Consider the following 16,699-nt stretch of genomic DNA (forward strand, 5'->3'; position numbering starts at 1 on the left):
GTCGGTTGCCGTCAGCCGCCGCCGGTCGTTGTGTCAACCAGACCGATCATCGGGCCAAGCGCGCGGCCCCAATCGGCGCGGCGCAGGGCGGGGGCGTAAAGGCGGCTGATCGAGCCGTCGAAATACAGCGCATCCGGCGTGCCCAGCCCGTCGCGGAACAGCCGCCCGAATTCGTGGAACGTCACCGGGCGGTCGGAGATGGCGAACCATGCGGTCTGGCCATCGGCTGACACGCCGACTCCGTTACGGATATAGCGGCTGTCGGAATCGGTCAGAAAGCGCGGGTGCAGATCGCCGTCGATCACCAGCATCGGCCCGGACTGGCTGGCGAGGCGGCAGGCGGGCGGGCTGGCGGCGAAGGCGCGGCTTTCGATCACGGCGAAGGGCCGGTCGCCGCCGGTGCAGAACACGCCGTTCGGGCGCATCCCGAAATTGCCGCCGCCCCCGGCGGTGACGATGGGAGCGCGTTCGTCGCCCTCGATCACCAGCAGGCCGACGGGGCTGTAATCGGGGTGATACATGCCCGCGTTCATCGCCCAGCGGATCTGCTGGCCTGATGGCAGAATGCGGCGGATGTTGGAGAAATTGTTCAGCGGCTTGCCATCGGGGCCGTCTTGCCACAGCCGCAGTTGCGGTTCCTGCGCGGCGTCAACCTGACAGATGACATAGCCCTGCCCGTCATGGGTCATACGCCCGCAGCCATCGGCCAGCGCGGGCGTGACCATGGCGATCAGGGCACCGATGGCGACGCCCAGATGCCGGCGCAGCTCAGCGGTCATGCGTATCCGGCGCGTCGTCGCCAGAATCGGCGTCGTCGGTCTGCACGTCGCGGCGCACCCGTTCATCGGCGAACATGCGGCGGGTGTCGTCCATCCGGTCGAAGGTTTCGTCCAGCCGAAAGCGCAATTCGGGGGCGTATTTCAGGTTCATGCCCTTGGCGACCAGGTGGCGCAGCTCGCGCTGGTTGCGGCGCAGGGCGGCCAGCGCATCCTGCGCGTCATGCCCGCCCAGAGGCAGGACATAGGCCGTTGCCACCTTGAGATCGGGCGAGGCCGATACCTCGCCCACGGTGATCGAGTGGCGGTTCAGGTCGGGATCGTGGACCTCGGCCCGCAAGAGGATGTCGGACAGGGTGCGGCGGATCAGCTCGCCCACGCGGAGCTGACGTTGCGAGGGGCCGGTGCCCTGATGAAAGCGGTTCTGTGCCATGCGTCCCGATGTAGGGGGTCGCGGGGCGCGCCGCAACGGGCTAGGAAGCAGGAAAACAGGAGAGACGCATGGAAAAGCCGGGAATCGTCATTACCGGATGCTCGGGGCGGATGGGGCAGATGCTGGTGCGCGCGGTGGCCGATTCGCCGGATGCGCGGCTGGCCGGTGCGCTGGAACGGCCGGGCAGCGGCTGGATCGGCCGCGATGTGGGCGAGGCGATGGGGGGCGCGCCGCTGGGCGTGGTGGTCAGCGATGATGCGGTCGAGGTGATCGCGGGGGCGCAGGCGGTGATTGATTTCACCGCCCCCGCCGCCACCGTTGCCTTTGCCGAGCTGACGGCGCAGGCGCGGGCGGTGCATGTGATCGGCACCACCGGGCTGTCGGGCGATGATCTGGCGCTGATCGCCGCGGCCGCGCGCCATGCTGCGGTGATCCGGGCCGGGAACATGTCGCTGGGGGTGAACCTGCTGGTCGGGCTGACCCGCAAGGTGGCCGCCGCGCTGGGTGAGGATTGGGATATCGAGGTGGTCGAGGCGCATCACCGGCACAAGGTTGACGCGCCTTCGGGCACGGCGCTGATGCTGGGCGAGGCTGCTGCCCAAGGGCGCGGCGCGGTGCTGGACGATCTGCGCGTGCCTGCGCGCGAGGGGATCACCGGCGAGCGTCGGGCGGGCAGCATCGGCTTTGCCGCGATCCGGGGCGGCGATGTGGTGGGCGAGCATGACGTGATCTTTGCCAGTGCGGGCGAGCGTGTGGTGCTGCGTCATCTGGCCACCGACCGGGCGATTTTCGCGCGCGGCGCCTTGCGCGCGGCGCTGTGGGGGCAGGACAAGGGGCCGGGGGAATATACCATGGCCGATGTTCTGGGGTTGTGAGGGTGCCGCCGGGGGCGCTTCGCCCCCCGGACCCCCCGAGGATATTTTCAGACCAAAGATGGCCCAGGGGGTGCGTGGGGGTCGTGTTCCGGGGCGATCGGATCGCCGTGGTCGCGCACGCCAAAGACGGCGCAGTAAAGGGCGGGGACAAAGATCAGCGTAATCAACGTTCCGGCAATGATGCCGCCCATCATGGCGAATGCCATCGGCCCCCAGAAGACCTGCCGCGAGATCGGGATCAGCGCCAGCGAGGCCGCCGCCGCCGTCAGCAGGATCGGGCGGGCGCGGCTGTCGGATGCCAGATAGACCGCATCCCAGCGGTTGCGACCGCGTTTGATGAGTTCCTGAATCTCGTGGACCAGAATCACCGAGTTTCGGATCAGGATGCCGATCAGCGCCAGAATGCCCAGAATGGCGACAAAGCCCATTGGCACGCCAAAGGGCACCAGCACCGCGACCACGCCGATCAGCCCCAGCGGTGCGGCGGCAAAGACGATCAGCGACAGCCGGAAGCTTTGCATTTGGGCCATCACCAGCATTGCCATAATCAGGATCATCACCGGGACGACAGCGGCAATTGGCCCCTGGCTTTCGGTTGAGGTTTCGACGGTGCCGCCGATTTCGACCGTGACATTCGAGGGCAGGGCGTCGGTAAACGCCTGAACTTGCGGGCGCAGCGATTCGACCAGCGTGGCGGGTTGTTCCTTGCTGGCGATGGCGGCCTTGACGGTGGCTGTCGGCAGCCCGTCGCGCTGCATGATAAGCGGCTGTTCGGTGGTCCATGTCAGGCGCACCAGCGAGGCCAGCGGAATGTTCGGCCCCGCGCCCGAGGACATCTGCATGTTCTGGATCGCCTCAAGCGAGGTGCGGTCTTGTGCGTCGCCGCGCGCCAGCACGTTAATCAGGAAGATGCCGTCGCGGATCTGGGTGACGATGGTGCCGGAAAACACCGCGGCCATGGCCCCGGCGATGTCCTGACTGGTGACGCCCAGTTGCCGCGCCTTGTCCTGATCGACTTCCAGCCGGACGACGCGGGCCGGTTCGTTCCAGTCCAGTTCGATGTCGCGCAGCCTGTCTTCGGAGGCCAGAATGGTGGCCAGATCGCGCGCCGCGTCGCGGGCGGCGTCGATGTCGGGCGAGGCGACGCGGTATTGGACCGGCTTGCCGACGGGCGGGCCGATTTCCAGATTCTTGATATAGACCCCGGTGCCGATCAGGTCGCTGGCGGCAATCCCCGCCAGCTTGGCCTTGAGCCGGTCGCGCGCGGCCAGATCAGGGGTCTGGATCACGATCTGCCCCATATGCGGGCCGGCGGTCGGCACATCGGCCGACAGCACGAAGCGGGGCGCGCCGCGCCCGACGTAAGATGTCCAGAACAGCACGTCGGGGTCGTCGGCCAGATGCGATTCCAGCCGGTCCATATCGGCGCGGGTCTTGGCGATCGAGGCGTTCTGACGTTCGTTTATGTCAACGATGACCTCGGTCCGGTCTGATGTGGGGAAGAATTGCTGTTCGACAAAGCGCATCCCCCAGACCGAAACGGCAAAGATCGCCAGCGTGATGCCGATGGTCAGCCATTTCGCCCGCATCGCGATCAGCAGCAGCCGCCGGAAACCGCGCCGCAGCAGCCCGGCGCGGCCCGCGTGGTGATCCATCTTGCGCGGCAGAAAGGCGACGCCCAGCAGCGGCGCGAACAGAACCGCGACCACCCATGAAATCATCAGCGATACGGCGATGACCACGAACAGGGAAAACGTGAACTCGCCCGCGGCGGAACTGTTCAGGCCGATGGGGATGAAACCGGCGACCGTGACCAGCGTGCCGGTCAGCATCGGGAAGGCAATCGAGGTCCAGGCATAGCTGGCGGCGCGATCCAGGCTTTCGCCGATTTCCAGCCGGGTAATCATGGTTTCGATGGCGATCATCGCGTCATCGACCAGCAGGCCAAGGGCGATAATCAGCGCGCCCAGCGAAATGCGCTGCAAGGTGATGCCATAGAGATCCATGACGACAAAGGTAATCGCCAGCACCAGCGGGATGGTCAGCGTCACCACGAAACCGGCGCGGACACCCAGGCTGATAAAGCTGACGATCAGGACGATGGCCACCGCCTCGGCCAGGGCGGTGATGAAATGGCCGATGGCGTTTCTGACCACGGTCGGCTGATCGGCGAATTTTGCCATTTCGATGCCGATGGGCAGATCGGCGGCGATGCGGGTCATCAGCGCATCCAGATCGCGCCCGAAATCCATGATGTTTTCGCCGCCGCGCATCGCCACCTGCAAGCCGATGGCGGGGCGGCCGTTATAGCGGAACAACTGATCCGGCGGGTCTTGATAGCCGCGCCGGATGGTGGCGACATCGGCCAGATTGAAGAACCGCCCGCCCACGCGCAGGTTCACGGCGGCGATGGCCGATGCGTCGTCGAACTGGCCGCCCACGCGCAGCAGCATCCGTTCCGGCCCGGCCTGAATCACGCCCGAGGGCGGGATGGCGTTCTGGCTGGCCAGAGACGCCATGACCTGCTGCTGGTTCAGCCCCAGCGCGGCCAGACGCGCGGTGGAAAATTCGAGGTGGATCACCTCGTCCTGTTCGCCCAGCAGTTCGGTTTTACCGGCGGCGGGCAGCGTGGCGACCTGACGGCGGATGGATTCGACCCGGTCGCGCAGCTCGCGCCGGGAAAAGCCGTCGGTGGTAAAGGCATAGATATTGCCGAACACGTCGCCGAAATTGTCGTTGAACTGAAACCCGGCGAATTCCTGCGGAAAATCGGGGCGGATGTCGGCCATCATCGAGCGCACCCGCTTCCACACTTCGGGCACCTGCGGGCCGCGGATGGTGGACAGCAATTCGACGTAAACCACCGCATGGCCGGGCATCGTGACCGAGCGGGTGAATTTCAGCTCGTCCAGTTCTTCCAGCTTTTTTTCGATCCGGGTGGTGACCTGAAGCAGCGTTTCTTCGGTGCTGGCACCGGGCAGGGATGCGCCGATCACCATGACCTTGACGGTGAAGTTCGGGTCTTCCTCGCGCCCGAGGTTGATATAGCTGATCGTGCCCGCGATCATCGACACGATCAGCAGGAACCAGACGAATGACCTGTGATGCAGCGCCCAGTCGGACAGGTTGAAGCCCCTCATGGATCGACCCTTTGTCCGACGGCCTGACCTTCGGTCAGGGAATAGACGCCGCGCGTCACGATTTCGTCGCCAGCGGTCAGGCCGCCGGTGACAAGCACCCGCCCCTCTAGCCGGGTGCCGGTCTGAACCGGGGTCAGATGCACGGTGGCCGTGCCGTCATCGGGGCGGCTGACCCGCCAGACAAGCGTTTCGCCGCCGCGCCGCAGGATGGCGGTTTCGGGCAGGGTCAGCACCTCGCCCGAATCGGTGCCCATCCGCACCCGGATCAGCGCGCCCAGCCGGAAGGCGTCGCCGTTTTCCAGCGACAGGTGGATGCGCCGGGTGCGGGTGGCGCTGTCGGTCATCGGTTCGATCCGGTCGATGCGGGCGCGGGTTTCCAGCGGCGGCGTGCTGTCCTGAAAGGCGATGAACAGGCTGTCGCGGGGCAGCGAGGCGGCCAGCGCCTCGGGCAGATCGACGACGGCTTCGCGCCCGTCTTCGGCGGAGAGGCGCAGGATCGGTGTGCCGGCGGTGACGATGGCGCCGGGGTTTTCATAGACGGCGCTGATGACGCCGCTGAACGGGGCGGTGATCCGGGCGAAGCCTTCGGCATCGCGGGCGCGCACCAGTTCGGACCGCGCCTGATCGGCGGCGGCCTGCGCGGCGGCCAGCGCCTGTTCCGCCTGTTCCAGCTGCGCGCGCGAGGCGACGTTGCGCCGGGCCAGTTCGCGGGTGCGCTGTTCGGTGGCCTGTTGCGTGGTCAGTTGCACTTCGGCGGCATCGACGCTGGCTTGGGCTGCGCGGACATCGCCGGTCAGATCCTCGGGGTCGAGCCGGGCGAGTTCCTGCCCCTCGGTCACATGGTCGCCCAGATCGGCGCTGCGCGAGATCAGGCGGCCAAGGGTTTGAAATGCCAGGCTTACTTCGGTGTGGGCGGAAATCACGCCGGGGACGGATCGCTGGCGCTGGTCGGTGTCGGCCAGAATTTCGCTGACCACCGGGCGCGGCCGGGCCTGCGTTTCAGAGGCATTGCCGGGCGACCACGGCAGGAACGACAGATCAAACGCGGCAGCAGGCCCGGACAGAGCCAGGGCCAGAACAACCGCCGACAGCCCGCGCGCGCGCATCATGGCCTGCCCCTGCCTGCGTCGATGACCGGGCGGCCCGGATACATCATCTGCGATCCGGCGCCGACCACGGTTTCGCCCGCGCTCAACCCCTCGGCCACGATGATGGCGCTGTTCAGGAACCGCGCGATGGTGATGGGGCGCATCGCGACGCGGCCATCGTCGCCCACGACCCAGACGGCAGGCCCGCGCCCATGGCGCGCCAGTGCCGTCCACGGAATGCTGATGCCCGCACCGTCGGAATAGGTCATGCTGCCATAGACCGCCGTGCCCAGCAGATCGGCATCGGCCGGTGCCCCGTCGATGCGCACCCGCATTTCCACCGCCCCCGTCACCGGGTTCACCAGAGGCGAGATTTCGGCCACCTGCCCGGTCAGTTGCGGCAGATCGACGTCGATCAGGTCCAGCGTGACGGGCAGGCCGACGGAATCGTTCAGATGCGGCGCGTCGGGCACCTGAAACACCGCCTCGAAGCTGGTCAGGCTGGACAGGCCGATCACCGGCTGCGCCGCGCCGACGATCTGCCCCGCCTCGGCCGCGCGCAGGGTGACGACGCCATCGGCGGGCGCGCGCAGCACGGTATCCTCGACCGCGCGGCGGGCCTGTTCGACGGCGGTGCTGGCGCGTTCCACCGCGCCGGTTGCCTGCGACAGCGCCTGCCGCGCCTGATCGGCGGCGGCACGGGTGCCGACCCCGCGCGCCAGCATGGCATCGGCCCGGCTGGAGGCCGCCGCCGTCTGTTCCTGCGCCGCCTGCGCCGAGGTCAGCGCCGCCGTGGCGACCTGCAACGCCTGATCCTGCTGCAACGGATCGGTGCGCGCCAGCGGATCACCGGCGGAGACCTGATCGCCCTCGCTGACCATGACTTCGGCCACGCGCCCACCCAGGCGAAAGCCCAGCGACATGTTATCCTTGGCCTCGATCGTGCCGGTCATGGCGAAGCCCGAGTTCTGCAACGTGGGCGTGATCGGCACGAATTCGACGCCCAGTGCCCGCCCCTCGGCCACAGCGGCAGAGGCGTGGCAGGTCAGCGACAGCAGGCATATGACAACGGCAGCGCGACAGAATGAAACCATTCGGTTCTTTTGCGCGATTCGCCCGTTTTTGGGAAGCCGTCTTGTCAGATTCTGGTTTCTCGTGACGCGGCGTCCAGATTAAGCATTATTGAGAAATCCTTACCGTGCGCCCGCCCGCGTCACGGCCTGGTGGTGCCGCCCATTTCAATCAGACGTTGAATGAGCGGATGCACAGCCGGGCCAAGCCGGTCGCAGGCGCCCGGATCGTCCAGCAGGTTGAAGGCGGGGCCATAGAATTTCCGTTCATAGGATACCGGGTCCAGCCCCAGCAAGGTCGCCAATTGATTGCCGGTGCCGTTAATCAGCGCCCATTCCCCGTTGCTGATCGCCTGACCGGGACAGTTGGCGGTGATGACATCGGCCTGCGCCAGGTCCCGGCTCAGCGATTCGGCCTGCTGACGCGACAGCGGCGACAGATCGGGCAGCGTGACCTGCACGCGATCCTGCGCGCCCGCCAGTTGCGCCCCGGCCATCACCGCGCCGATCACAACCACAACCACCATTATCATATCCCAAAGACGCATCTGCCGCCTCGATTTCCTGTCGTTCCGCCGCGCGCATCCGGCCTGATCGGGCGGGAAAGCTCAACCAAATTCGGCGTGAACTTGACCCCGCCGGGCACCGGGTCTAGGCGGAACCGAACCCAACAGGAGGCCGTGATGACACAGACATATAACCTGCTGATTCTGCCGGGCGACGGCATCGGCCCCGAAGTCATGGGGCAGGTCGTCCGCGTGATCGACTGGTTCCGCGACAATCGCGGGCTGGATTTCCGCGTCGAGCAGGATCTGGTCGGCGGGGCCGCCTATGATGCGCATGGCAAGCCGCTGTCGGATGAAACCATGGCGCGCGCGCAGGCCGCCGATGCGGTGCTGCTGGGGGCTGTGGGCGGGCCGAAATACGACGTTCTGGATTTCAGCGTCAAACCCGAACGCGGCCTGCTGCGTCTGCGCAAGGAAATGGACCTGTTCGCCAACCTGCGCCCGGCGCAATGCTTTGATGCGCTTGCAGATTTTTCGTCGCTGAAGCCCGAAATCGTCGCCGGTCTGGATATTCTGATCGTGCGCGAACTGACCAGCGGCGTCTATTTCGGCGAGCCGCGCGGCATTCATGCCGACGACAATAACCCCGAAAACGAAGGTGGCCGCGTCGGCATCAACACCCAGCGTTACACTTCGGGCGAGATCCGGCGTGTGGCGCGTTCCGCATTCGAGCTGGCGCGGCGGCGTGGCAACAAGGTCTGCTCAATGGAAAAGGCCAATGTCATGGAATCGGGCATTCTGTGGCGCGAAGAGGTGCAATGGGTCCACGACAACGAATATCCCGATGTCGAACTGTCGCATATGTATGCCGACAACGGCGCGATGCAGCTGGTGCGCAACCCGCGTCAATTCGACGTGATCGTGACCGACAACCTGTTCGGCGACATCCTGTCGGACGCGGCGGCGATGCTGACCGGCAGCCTTGGGATGCTGCCCTCGGCCAGCCTTGGCGCGGTGATGGCGAATGGCCGGCCCAAGGCGCTGTACGAGCCGGTCCATGGTTCCGCGCCCGATATTGCCGGGCAGGGCAAGGCCAACCCCATCGCCTGCATCCTGTCATTCGCGATGGCGCTGCGCTATTCCTTCGATCAGGGGCAGGCCGCCGACGATCTTGAGGCCGCCGTGCAGCGTGTGCTGGCCAAGGGCGTGCGCACCGCCGACCTGATGGGCCCCGAGGGCGGCACGCCGGTATCCACCGCCGGCATGGGCGACGAAATCCTGGCCGAACTGAGCGCCGGGGCTTAGGTTCCTGCCCCAAGCGGGGCATCGCGGGCAGATCGCCCACGCTGCCCCGTCCATCTTGGGGCTGAGTGCCCCAGCGGGGCCGCCCTGTAACTGCGCAATGAGGGTTCGGGGGCCTTGGCCCTTCCGCCATCCGGGCCGCGCCGGGCGGCTGCGGCACCCCGCATCGCCGCCGTGCCCGCCCCCTGCGCCGCATCGCGCAGCTTTCCTGCCCGCCCCCCCTTGCAATCCCCGCCCAGCCGCGCTACCTGCCCCGTCACGGTCGGAGCGTAGCGCAGCCTGGTAGCGCACCTGCTTCGGGAGCAGGGGGTCGGAGGTTCGAATCCTCTCGCTCCGACCAGTTTTTCCCGTATGGCGTTTCAGAGAGTCTTGCCTTTTGTTTCACAGGGCGGCTTTCTGGAGAGGCGAGGCCCTCCGCCGACCGACATCTCTTCCTGGGGTGTTTAATCCCCCGATTTCTATCATGCGCTTCTTTCGCAGGAATGGAAGGAAGCCTTATGTGACAAGTTCATCACGGGATGGCCATGATCGAACCATCAAGGCGCCACCGGTTCCAGCCCGCTGGCGAAGGCACGCTGTCCGAGCAGCAATAATGAGGGCCGGCGCGCCATCGGTCCAAGGGCCTGTTCGAATGATCGCAAGATTCGCTCGCACAACTGAGTCTGGGGTCGGGCGATAAGGGATTAATCCAGTGGATCAATCATCGCGCAGGACGGCATAAACCCCACATTGACATTGCCGAGGGGCGCACCGCCGAGAGCAAGCTCTGCCTATTCGTCGGAATCGACCGGACGTTTGGCTTCACCATCGCTCAACTCGTCGCGAAAGCTGACAGAAAGATGGCATGGGAGTTTCTCCAGCACATGCTTGAGGCCGTGGCCATCAGCCAATAGCGGATGAACAGCGCCAGCGCTTCCGCGAAACGACGGATTTCGGTGCTGGTGCTCAAGATATCCGCGCGTGTAATAACAGGCGCTAGGCCGCCCGGCGCGGCCTCATATCCGATTTCGGTAAAACCATTGCACGCCTCCGTGAGGAACAGAGCACGCTTCAGGAACGTCTGGGGAACCTCAATCAGGACATTCGAGCCACGCGCACCTATTTCTCCGACCAGACCGAATATTTTCGCAAGGTCAGCGAACAGCGATCCTGTCTGGAGAACATCGAGCCATTCAAGACCAAGATCGAACCGCCGGACCAATGTCCCTTCTCTTGCTTGCGGAGAAGCAGTTCAGGCAACAGTATTTTTGCGACGCGTCCCAAGACGGTGCTGTTCCGGACGACCTGCATGAAGCTGGTATTTTCGAGACCCGGTTCCCTCAGCAAAAATGCGCAAGCTCAGGCTTCTCACCATACCCCCATGGCTCACGCTTCGCGCCCGGAACGACACCTGAACGCTTTTACGAAGGCAGAGAAGGCCGGGGGGAGGTTGCGTCTGCTGGGATAATAGAGGTGATACCCCTGGAATGTGGGCGTCCAGTCGTTCAGGGCTTCTTGCAGGCGGCCCGAGGCCAGGTGGTCTTCAAGGAACGCGCGCGGGGCGTATATCAGCCCCACCCCGTCGAGCGCGGCCTCGACCGCCGGCAGATAGTTGTTGAAGGTCAGTTGCCCGCTGACACGGACACTGAATTCCCTGTCGCCTTTCTGGAACTCCCATGCGTAGATCGCACCCGAAGTGGGAAGCCGCAGATTGATGCACTGGTGCCGCATAAGGTCATCTGGCGTATCCAGCGAGGGACTGGCCGCAAGATAGGCTTCTGATCCGGCAACGACATAGCGAATGTCAGGGCTGACACGAACCGCGACCATGTCCAGCGCAATCGCCTCTCCCAGTCTGACGCCTGCATCGAACTGGCTTTCGACGATATTCGTGAGACCATTATCCGCGACCAGTTCCACGTTGATGTCGGGGTATTCCTTCAGGAAGGCGGGCATCCGGCTCCGGAAGACAATCGTGATGGCGTCGTCGGGGCAGACGATACGGACGTTCCCGGCAGGTTTGCTGCGCAAACTGCCCATTGCCTCGACCTCGGTCGCAATCCCCTGAAAGTGGGGCACAATCCCTTCGATCAAACGTTCGCCTGCTGCGGTCGGTGCGACATCGCGTGTCGTGCGTGAAAGCAGTTGAATGCCCAGGCGTTCTTCAAGTGCGCGGATTGTATGGCTCAGCGCGGAACGCGTCACGCCCAGATTGGCTGCGGCCCGCGTAAAGCTGCGTTCATGGGCCACCTCGATAAGTGCCCTCAGCTCACTGAATTCGTCACGCTTCATTGGTGAACCTGTTTCACTACCGGGTTCACATTATAGCGCCTAGTGACGGTAAATCAGAGTCCTTACCTTGCAGATCGGAACACAAATTGAAAAGCCGGACTGATGACTGCCACCACCACGAAAACCGAGCCTGCGGCAACGCCGTGGATGGCAGTCACCAGCCTTTCGGTGCTGGCCTTTCTGCTTGTCGGCCTTGAATTCATGCCTGCAAGCCTGCTGACACCAATCGCAACGGATCTTGCAATTTCCGAAGGTCAGGCCGGTCTTTCGATTGTCGTTTCCGGCGCATTGGCCGTGATGTCGAGCCTGCTTGGCAACACGTTGCTTGGCCAGATTGATCGCCGCAAGACGGTGCTGATGTATACGACCGCTCTGACGGTATCGAGCCTTGCGGTCGCCATGGCCCCCAACTTCGTGGTATTTCTTGCTGGCCGCGCCCTTGCCGGCATTGCCATCGGTGGTTTCTGGTCGCTCTCGACCGCGCTTGCCGCCCGGCTGGCGCGCAAGGAGGACATCACAAAGGCCATCGCCCTGCTCCAGATCGGAAACGCGTCCGCGCTGGTGATCGCAGCCCCGCTTGGCAGTTTCCTTGAGGCCCTGATCGGCTGGCGCACGACCTTTCTCGTCACCGTTCCGATTGGCGTTGCGCTTTTCGTCTGGCAGTTTGCCGTGCTGCCCAAGATGCCGCCCAAAGCGTCGGCGTCGATAGGTGCGATGGTTGGCCTGCTGAACCGGCGAGATTTTGCAACCGGCATGGCGGCCATTGCCGTGGCGTTCATCGGGCAGAATACGCTGTCGATCTATCTTCGGCCCTTCCTTGAAAGCGTCACCGGCTTTCACGCGATTGCCGTGTCCTTCGCGCTGCTTGGGCTGGGTCTCGGCGGGTTGACAGGTCTGGCCCTGATCGGACGCGCACTTCGCCGTGGGATCAATCCCATCCTGATCGGCCTTCCCGTGATGACCGCGATCATCGCTCTTGCCCTGATCGCCTTCGGAGATGTGCAGCCGGTCACGGTCTCGCTTCTGGTGCTCTGGGGGCTTTTCACAAGCCCGCTGATCGTCGCCTGGAACGCCTGGATGGCACGAACCATCCCCGACGATCTTGAGGCCGGTGGCGGATTGCAGGTCGCCCTTATGCAATGCGCGCTTGCGGGCGGGGCATTCGTGGGCGGCGTCCTGTTCGATCACGTCGGCTGGTGGAGCGGTTTCCTGCTTGCCTCTCTCTTGCTGATCGGATCGGCCCTGCTTGCCGCGGCCACGGTGCGGGCACCGGCCAAATCATCCCTCACATACCAACCCGAAGGAATCCCTCATGTCTGAGAACATCGCAAACAAAGTCGTCGTCATCACCGGCGCCAGCAGCGGGCTTGGGGCGGCGACCGCCCGTCATCTGGCGGAAAAAGGGGCGCGGGTCGTGCTTGGCGCCCGCCGCGCGGATCGGATCGACGCCCTTGCGAAAGAACTGACCGAAGCAGGCTTTCAGGCGACCGCAGTCCAAACCGACGTGACCGACAAGGATCAGGTAAAGGCGCTGGTTGACCGCGCGGTCGAGGTCTATGGCCGGATCGACGTGATGCTGAACAATGCCGGCCTCATGCCGCTTGCCCCGCTGGAGCGCCTGAAAACCGACGAATGGGATCGCATGATCGACGTCAACCTCAAGGGCACGCTCTACGGTATCGCCGCCGCTCTGCCGCATATGCAGGCTCGGAAGTCGGGCCATGTCATCAATGTGTCCTCCGTCTACGGCCATGTCGTAGATCCGGGTGCGGCAGTCTATTGCGCAACGAAATTCGCCGTCCGCGCGGTGTCGGAAGGGCTGCGCAAGGAAACGAAGCCCTATAACATCCGCACCACCGTCATTTCACCGGGCGCGGTCAACACCGAGCTGACCGACCATATCGGCGAGGCGGATGTGCGCGCAGGCGTAAAGGATGCGGTCTCGAAATTCGCAATCGAACCCGGCACTTTCGCGCGCGCGGTCGCCTTTGCGATCAACGAACCCGAGAACGTCGATATCAACGAAATCCTGTTCCGCCCGGTCCAACAGCCGGTCTGACCAGACAGGCCCGTGGCCGGTGCTTGTGACCTGAACTCATCCCTTCCAACAAAGAGGAAAACAACAATGCGACTTCCCGTTTTGGCTGTCACCGCCCTGATGATGGGCGCCCCCGCCTTCGCTCAGGACGCCACGTCTCCGATCATCGGCGGCTGGCGCATGACCGCGCTGATGATGACACAGGATGACGGCACCACGATCACGATCCCCTACAGCGGCCAGTTGATCTTCACCGAAGCGGGCACGCTCTCGGTTCAGGCCATGGACGCAGACCCCGATGCCGCGCCCACGACCTATACGGCGAACGCATACGAGGCCTATTACGGCCCCGTCGCCATCGACGATCAGGACGGCACCTTCACCATCACGGTCGAGTCGTCGCTGGTGCGCGACCTGATCGGTCAGGAACTGACCCGCGTCTGGACGGTGGAAGGCGATCAACTGACCATCGGCCCGGTCGATTCCAGTGAACCCTGGCGCGTCACCTACGACCGCATGTGAACCATCGGGCCGGTCCGCCGGCCCCCCTTCAGCAGGAGTGCCCGAACCATGGCGCGCATCTTCGTCACCGGATCGACAACCGGCCTTGGCCTGAACGCCGGCAGAACCCTCTTGTCCGAGGGGCACGACGTGATTTTCCATGCCCGCAATGCTGCCCGTGCCCAAGCCCTCAGGTCCAGCATCGGTGATGGCTCCAGCATCGTGATCGGCGATATCAGCACGGTTGCGGGGGCCCTCGACATCGCGGATCAGGTCAATGCACTTGGCCCGCCAGACGCCGTTATCCACAATGCGGGGCTTGGGGCCGATACCGGACTGACCCTGACATCCGACGGCATTCCCGACCTGTTCGGGGTCAACGTCCTTGCCCCCTATGTGCTGACGGCAAGCATTCCAGGCCCCACACGTCTGGTCTATCTCAGTTCGGACATGCATTTCGTCACGCCTGACCTTGACGACATGCTCTGGCGTCGCCGCAGCTGGAGCGGCTACTCGGCCTATTCCGAAAGCAAGTTTTTCGTGACGGCGCTGGCCTTTGCCGTGGCCCGCTTGCGACCGGACATCTATTCGAACGCCGTGGATCCGGGCTGGGTGCCGACCCGGATGGGCGGACGATCTGCCCCGGATGATCTGGAGCAGGGCGCCACAACTCAGGCCGCGCTTGCCTCTGGCACCTCTCGGGCGCTGCAAAACCTCAGCGGCGCGTTCCTCTATCACATGAGCGTGCGCCCACCACAGCAGGGCACACGAGACACCAATATCCAGAGCCGTCTTCTGGAACTGTGCCGGGACTTGTCCGGCATCCGTCTCTAGCGCCTTGCCGGACTGAACGCCCCGGATGGCGTGGGTCCGGCCCCAATCCCCCACCGGTCGCCGCAGGACATGGCGACCACAGTTTGAAGGAAGGATCTTATCATGATCGAGGATAAAGTCGTTATCATCACTGGCGCATCCTCTGGTATCGGCGAAGCGACCGCCAGGCTGCTGGCCAGCAAAGGCGCCAGAATCGTTCTCGGCGCGCGCCGTGCCGACAAGCTCAAGGCCATCGCGGACGATATCATCAACGCAGGTGGTCAGGCGGTCTATCAGGAACTCGACGTTACCCGTCAGGATCAGAACGACGCCATCGTCAAGCTTGCCACCGAGACCTATGGCCGTGTGGACGTGGTTTTCCTGAACGCGGGCATCATGCCGAACTCGCCCCTCTCGGCACTGCGCACCGACGAGTGGCACGAGATGGTCGATATCAATGTCAAAGGCGTTCTGAACGGGGTCGCCGCCATCCTGCCCGCATTCATCGCCCAGAAGGGTGGGCAGATCATCGCCACGTCTTCCATCGCCGGCCTGAAGGCTTACCCGAACGGAGCCGTATATGGCGGCACGAAGTGGTTCGTGAAGAACTTCATGGAAGTCCTGCGCATGGAATCCGCGATGGAGGGCACCAACATCCGCACCAGCACGATCTATCCGGCGGCGATCAGCACCGAGCTTCTGAACGCTATCGGAGATGAGAAAACCTCCGAAGCACTGCATGGGATCTACAAGACCTACGGAATCCCGGCAGAGCGCATCGCCAATGTCGTGGCCATCGCCATTGACCAGCCCGAAGACACGACGATCAACGAATTCACGGTGGGACCGGCAAACCAGCCCTGGTAATCCCTCGATCGGCACCAGCGAGGTTGCTGCGACTTCTGACCTGTCACGAGATTTTTTCTCCCTCTGCGACTAGAGTCCGGCCCAACGTGCCTTCCTGCCAACTTTGGACTGAAGCGGCCCTGGTTTACAGGAGAGTAAAACACTTGAAGGATGAGCCAGAAGAGATATAGCCCGCCTATCCTGCCGAACTTCGCGATCGCGGCGTTCGGCTTTTCCGCGAGCATCGTGGTGAATATGCAGCGACAATGCTGCCTACCGGGCGATTGCCCCGAAGCTGGGCTGCTCTCCGGACAGTCTTCGCGTGTGGGGCCAGCAGGCCGAATGTGGCGCGGGACAGTGGGCCGGACTGACAAGCGCAGAGAAGGATCGGATCAAGGAATTGAAGCGCGAGGTCCGTGAACTTCGGACGGCCAACGACATCCTGAAGAAGGCGAGTGCGTATTTCGCGCAGGCGGAGCTCGACCGCCCGTTCCGGAAATGATCGCGTTCATTGCAGATCATCGAGAGGTCTTCTGGGTCGAGCCGATCTGTCGCGTGCTGCCGATCGCCCCCTCGACATATTACGCGCGCAGGGCGATCCTCCGCGCCCCCGATCGAACCTCGGATCGGGCGAAGCGGGATGCACGGAACGGCGCAGAGATCAAGCGCGCTTTCGATGCCAGCCGCGGCCGCTACGGGACCCGCAAGATCAGTGCGGCAGGATGCCGCTGGACCGCGATTTCTGAATGAGTACACTATGAATTGGGGGTAAGCGTTGCATCTGACCCCGAGAATGCAGCCTTCCTCTCGGGGATATAGGGGTCTATCTTGGCGCTGCGCGCCAAGATGAAAGCCGGTAGAGCAAAGACTTCGGGCTTGAACTGGCTAGGTTGGCGGCTCAGACTTATTTCAAAGTTAAAAACCTTGACTACCCCACCTCACTACATTGATTTCTTTTGATACTTGTGCCCGGATTCTGATAACCCTAGGCTCAGGACTCATAGCCAGTAGATGACCGTAGCGGCGAGAGCGATTGCCGA

General features: G+C 64.0%; 16 protein-coding genes, 1 tRNA gene and 1 other annotated feature. Of the genes, 9 read left to right on the forward strand and 8 right to left on the reverse strand.

Annotated elements, in window-relative coordinates:
- Positions 1-11 precede the first annotated feature (11 nt).
- Together Q4G14_RS08755 and rbfA are read right to left on the reverse strand one after the other, a co-directional pair.
- Positions 12-725: a phosphodiester glycosidase family protein gene (locus Q4G14_RS08755; RefSeq protein WP_303361376.1), complete on the reverse strand. Its 714-nt coding sequence runs from the start codon at positions 723-725 to the stop codon at positions 12-14.
- A 43-nt stretch (positions 726-768) separates the two neighbouring features.
- Positions 769-1,209, reverse strand: a complete 441-nt coding sequence (gene rbfA, locus Q4G14_RS08760) for a 30S ribosome-binding factor RbfA (protein ID WP_303361353.1) — start codon at positions 1,207-1,209, stop codon at positions 769-771.
- 68 nt (positions 1,210-1,277) lie between these two features.
- On the opposite strand from rbfA, the gene dapB reads away from it, so the two are divergent.
- Positions 1,278-2,084: a 4-hydroxy-tetrahydrodipicolinate reductase gene (gene dapB / locus Q4G14_RS08765; protein WP_303361354.1), complete on the forward strand. Its 807-nt coding sequence runs from the start codon at positions 1,278-1,280 to the stop codon at positions 2,082-2,084.
- Positions 2,085-2,131: 47 nt separating this feature from the next.
- Here dapB and Q4G14_RS08770 read toward each other — a convergent pair whose 3' ends face one another.
- From Q4G14_RS08770 to Q4G14_RS08785, 4 genes are all read right to left on the reverse strand, one after another.
- Positions 2,132-5,224, reverse strand: a complete 3,093-nt coding sequence (locus Q4G14_RS08770; RefSeq protein WP_303361355.1) for an efflux RND transporter permease subunit — start codon at positions 5,222-5,224, stop codon at positions 2,132-2,134.
- Positions 5,221-6,333, reverse strand: coding sequence for an efflux RND transporter periplasmic adaptor subunit (locus Q4G14_RS08775; protein WP_303361356.1), 1,113 nt, complete (start codon positions 6,331-6,333; stop codon positions 5,221-5,223). The genes Q4G14_RS08770 and Q4G14_RS08775 overlap by 4 nt, the downstream gene beginning before the upstream one ends.
- On the reverse strand, positions 6,330-7,406 hold the full coding sequence (locus tag Q4G14_RS08780) for an efflux RND transporter periplasmic adaptor subunit (protein WP_303361357.1): 1,077 nt from the start codon (positions 7,404-7,406) through the stop codon (positions 6,330-6,332). Before Q4G14_RS08780 ends, Q4G14_RS08775 begins: the two co-directional genes overlap by 4 nt.
- Positions 7,407-7,525: 119 nt before the next feature.
- Entirely contained in the window at positions 7,526-7,909 is a 384-nt protein-coding gene (locus tag Q4G14_RS08785; RefSeq protein WP_303361358.1) for a hypothetical protein, read from the reverse strand.
- 156 nt (positions 7,910-8,065) lie between these two features.
- Between Q4G14_RS08785 and leuB the strand changes: the two genes are divergently transcribed.
- Positions 8,066-9,193: a 3-isopropylmalate dehydrogenase gene (leuB, locus tag Q4G14_RS08790; RefSeq protein ID WP_303361359.1), complete on the forward strand. Its 1,128-nt coding sequence runs from the start codon at positions 8,066-8,068 to the stop codon at positions 9,191-9,193.
- A gap of 260 nt (positions 9,194-9,453) precedes the next feature.
- Positions 9,454-9,530, forward strand: a tRNA-Pro gene (locus Q4G14_RS08795).
- Between the two features lie 471 nt (positions 9,531-10,001).
- On the opposite strand, the gene Q4G14_RS08800 is transcribed toward Q4G14_RS08795, so the two are convergent.
- Both Q4G14_RS08800 and Q4G14_RS08805 read right to left on the reverse strand, forming a co-directional pair.
- A complete protein-coding gene (locus Q4G14_RS08800; protein WP_303361360.1) occupies positions 10,002-10,391 on the reverse strand; it encodes a hypothetical protein in 390 nt (129 codons plus the stop codon).
- 164 nt (positions 10,392-10,555) lie between these two features.
- The gene (locus Q4G14_RS08805) at positions 10,556-11,461 is read right to left on the reverse strand and encodes a LysR family transcriptional regulator (RefSeq protein WP_303361361.1); all 906 of its coding nucleotides are present in this window, start codon (positions 11,459-11,461) and stop codon (positions 10,556-10,558) included.
- 102 nt (positions 11,462-11,563) lie between these two features.
- Here Q4G14_RS08805 and Q4G14_RS08810 point away from each other — a divergent pair, with 102 nt between their 5' ends.
- The 6 genes from Q4G14_RS08810 (at position 11,564) to Q4G14_RS08835 (ending at position 16,409) form a co-directional block, all read left to right on the forward strand.
- On the forward strand, positions 11,564-12,781 hold the full coding sequence (locus Q4G14_RS08810) for an MFS transporter (protein WP_303361362.1): 1,218 nt from the start codon (positions 11,564-11,566) through the stop codon (positions 12,779-12,781).
- Positions 12,774-13,520, forward strand: coding sequence for an SDR family oxidoreductase (locus tag Q4G14_RS08815; protein ID WP_303361363.1), 747 nt, complete (start codon positions 12,774-12,776; stop codon positions 13,518-13,520). Before Q4G14_RS08810 ends, Q4G14_RS08815 begins: the two co-directional genes overlap by 8 nt.
- Positions 13,521-13,586: 66 nt before the next feature.
- Entirely contained in the window at positions 13,587-14,021 is a 435-nt protein-coding gene (locus Q4G14_RS08820) for a lipocalin-like domain-containing protein (protein ID WP_303361364.1), read from the forward strand.
- 48 nt (positions 14,022-14,069) lie between these two features.
- Positions 14,070-14,834 carry an SDR family NAD(P)-dependent oxidoreductase gene (locus Q4G14_RS08825; RefSeq protein WP_303361365.1) on the forward strand — a complete coding sequence of 255 codons (765 nt, stop codon included), beginning with the start codon at positions 14,070-14,072 and terminating at the stop codon, positions 14,832-14,834.
- 102 nt (positions 14,835-14,936) lie between these two features.
- Positions 14,937-15,680, forward strand: coding sequence for an SDR family oxidoreductase (locus Q4G14_RS08830; RefSeq protein WP_303361366.1), 744 nt, complete (start codon positions 14,937-14,939; stop codon positions 15,678-15,680).
- A 435-nt stretch (positions 15,681-16,115) separates the two neighbouring features.
- Positions 16,116-16,232: a sequence feature (AL1L pseudoknot), on the forward strand.
- Complete coding sequence (locus Q4G14_RS08835) at positions 16,158-16,409, forward strand: hypothetical protein (RefSeq protein ID WP_303361367.1); 252 nt, start codon at positions 16,158-16,160, stop codon at positions 16,407-16,409. It overlaps the preceding feature by 75 nt.
- Positions 16,410-16,699: the final 290 nt, after the last annotated feature.

Origin of the sequence: Paracoccus sp. (in: a-proteobacteria) (assembly GCF_030538755.1) — a bacterium.
Taxonomy (GTDB): Bacteria; Pseudomonadota; Alphaproteobacteria; order Rhodobacterales; family Rhodobacteraceae; genus Paracoccus.

Bases quoted from the DNA above. Each gene is read 5' to 3' on its own strand.
- Q4G14_RS08825 (WP_303361365.1), top strand. From the start codon at position 14,070: ATGGCGCGCATCTTCGTCACCGGATCGACAACCGGCCTTGGCCTGAAC.
- dapB (WP_303361354.1), top strand. From the start codon at position 1,278: ATGGAAAAGCCGGGAATCGTCATTACCGGATGCTCGGGGCGGATGGGG.
- Q4G14_RS08835 (WP_303361367.1), top strand. From the start codon at position 16,158: ATGATCGCGTTCATTGCAGATCATCGAGAGGTCTTCTGGGTCGAGCCG.
- rbfA (WP_303361353.1), bottom strand. From the start codon at position 1,209: ATGGCACAGAACCGCTTTCATCAGGGCACCGGCCCCTCGCAACGTCAG.
- Q4G14_RS08815 (WP_303361363.1), top strand. From the start codon at position 12,774: ATGTCTGAGAACATCGCAAACAAAGTCGTCGTCATCACCGGCGCCAGC.
- Q4G14_RS08755 (WP_303361376.1), bottom strand. From the start codon at position 725: ATGGTCACGCCCGCGCTGGCCGATGGCTGCGGGCGTATGACCCATGAC.
- Q4G14_RS08770 (WP_303361355.1), bottom strand. From the start codon at position 5,224: ATGAGGGGCTTCAACCTGTCCGACTGGGCGCTGCATCACAGGTCATTC.
- Q4G14_RS08780 (WP_303361357.1), bottom strand. From the start codon at position 7,406: ATGGTTTCATTCTGTCGCGCTGCCGTTGTCATATGCCTGCTGTCGCTG.
- Q4G14_RS08805 (WP_303361361.1), bottom strand. From the start codon at position 11,461: ATGAAGCGTGACGAATTCAGTGAGCTGAGGGCACTTATCGAGGTGGCC.
- Q4G14_RS08785 (WP_303361358.1), bottom strand. From the start codon at position 7,909: ATGGTGGTTGTGGTTGTGATCGGCGCGGTGATGGCCGGGGCGCAACTG.
- Q4G14_RS08820 (WP_303361364.1), top strand. From the start codon at position 13,587: ATGCGACTTCCCGTTTTGGCTGTCACCGCCCTGATGATGGGCGCCCCC.
- leuB (WP_303361359.1), top strand. From the start codon at position 8,066: ATGACACAGACATATAACCTGCTGATTCTGCCGGGCGACGGCATCGGC.
- Q4G14_RS08830 (WP_303361366.1), top strand. From the start codon at position 14,937: ATGATCGAGGATAAAGTCGTTATCATCACTGGCGCATCCTCTGGTATC.
- Q4G14_RS08775 (WP_303361356.1), bottom strand. From the start codon at position 6,333: ATGATGCGCGCGCGCGGGCTGTCGGCGGTTGTTCTGGCCCTGGCTCTG.
- Q4G14_RS08810 (WP_303361362.1), top strand. From the start codon at position 11,564: ATGACTGCCACCACCACGAAAACCGAGCCTGCGGCAACGCCGTGGATG.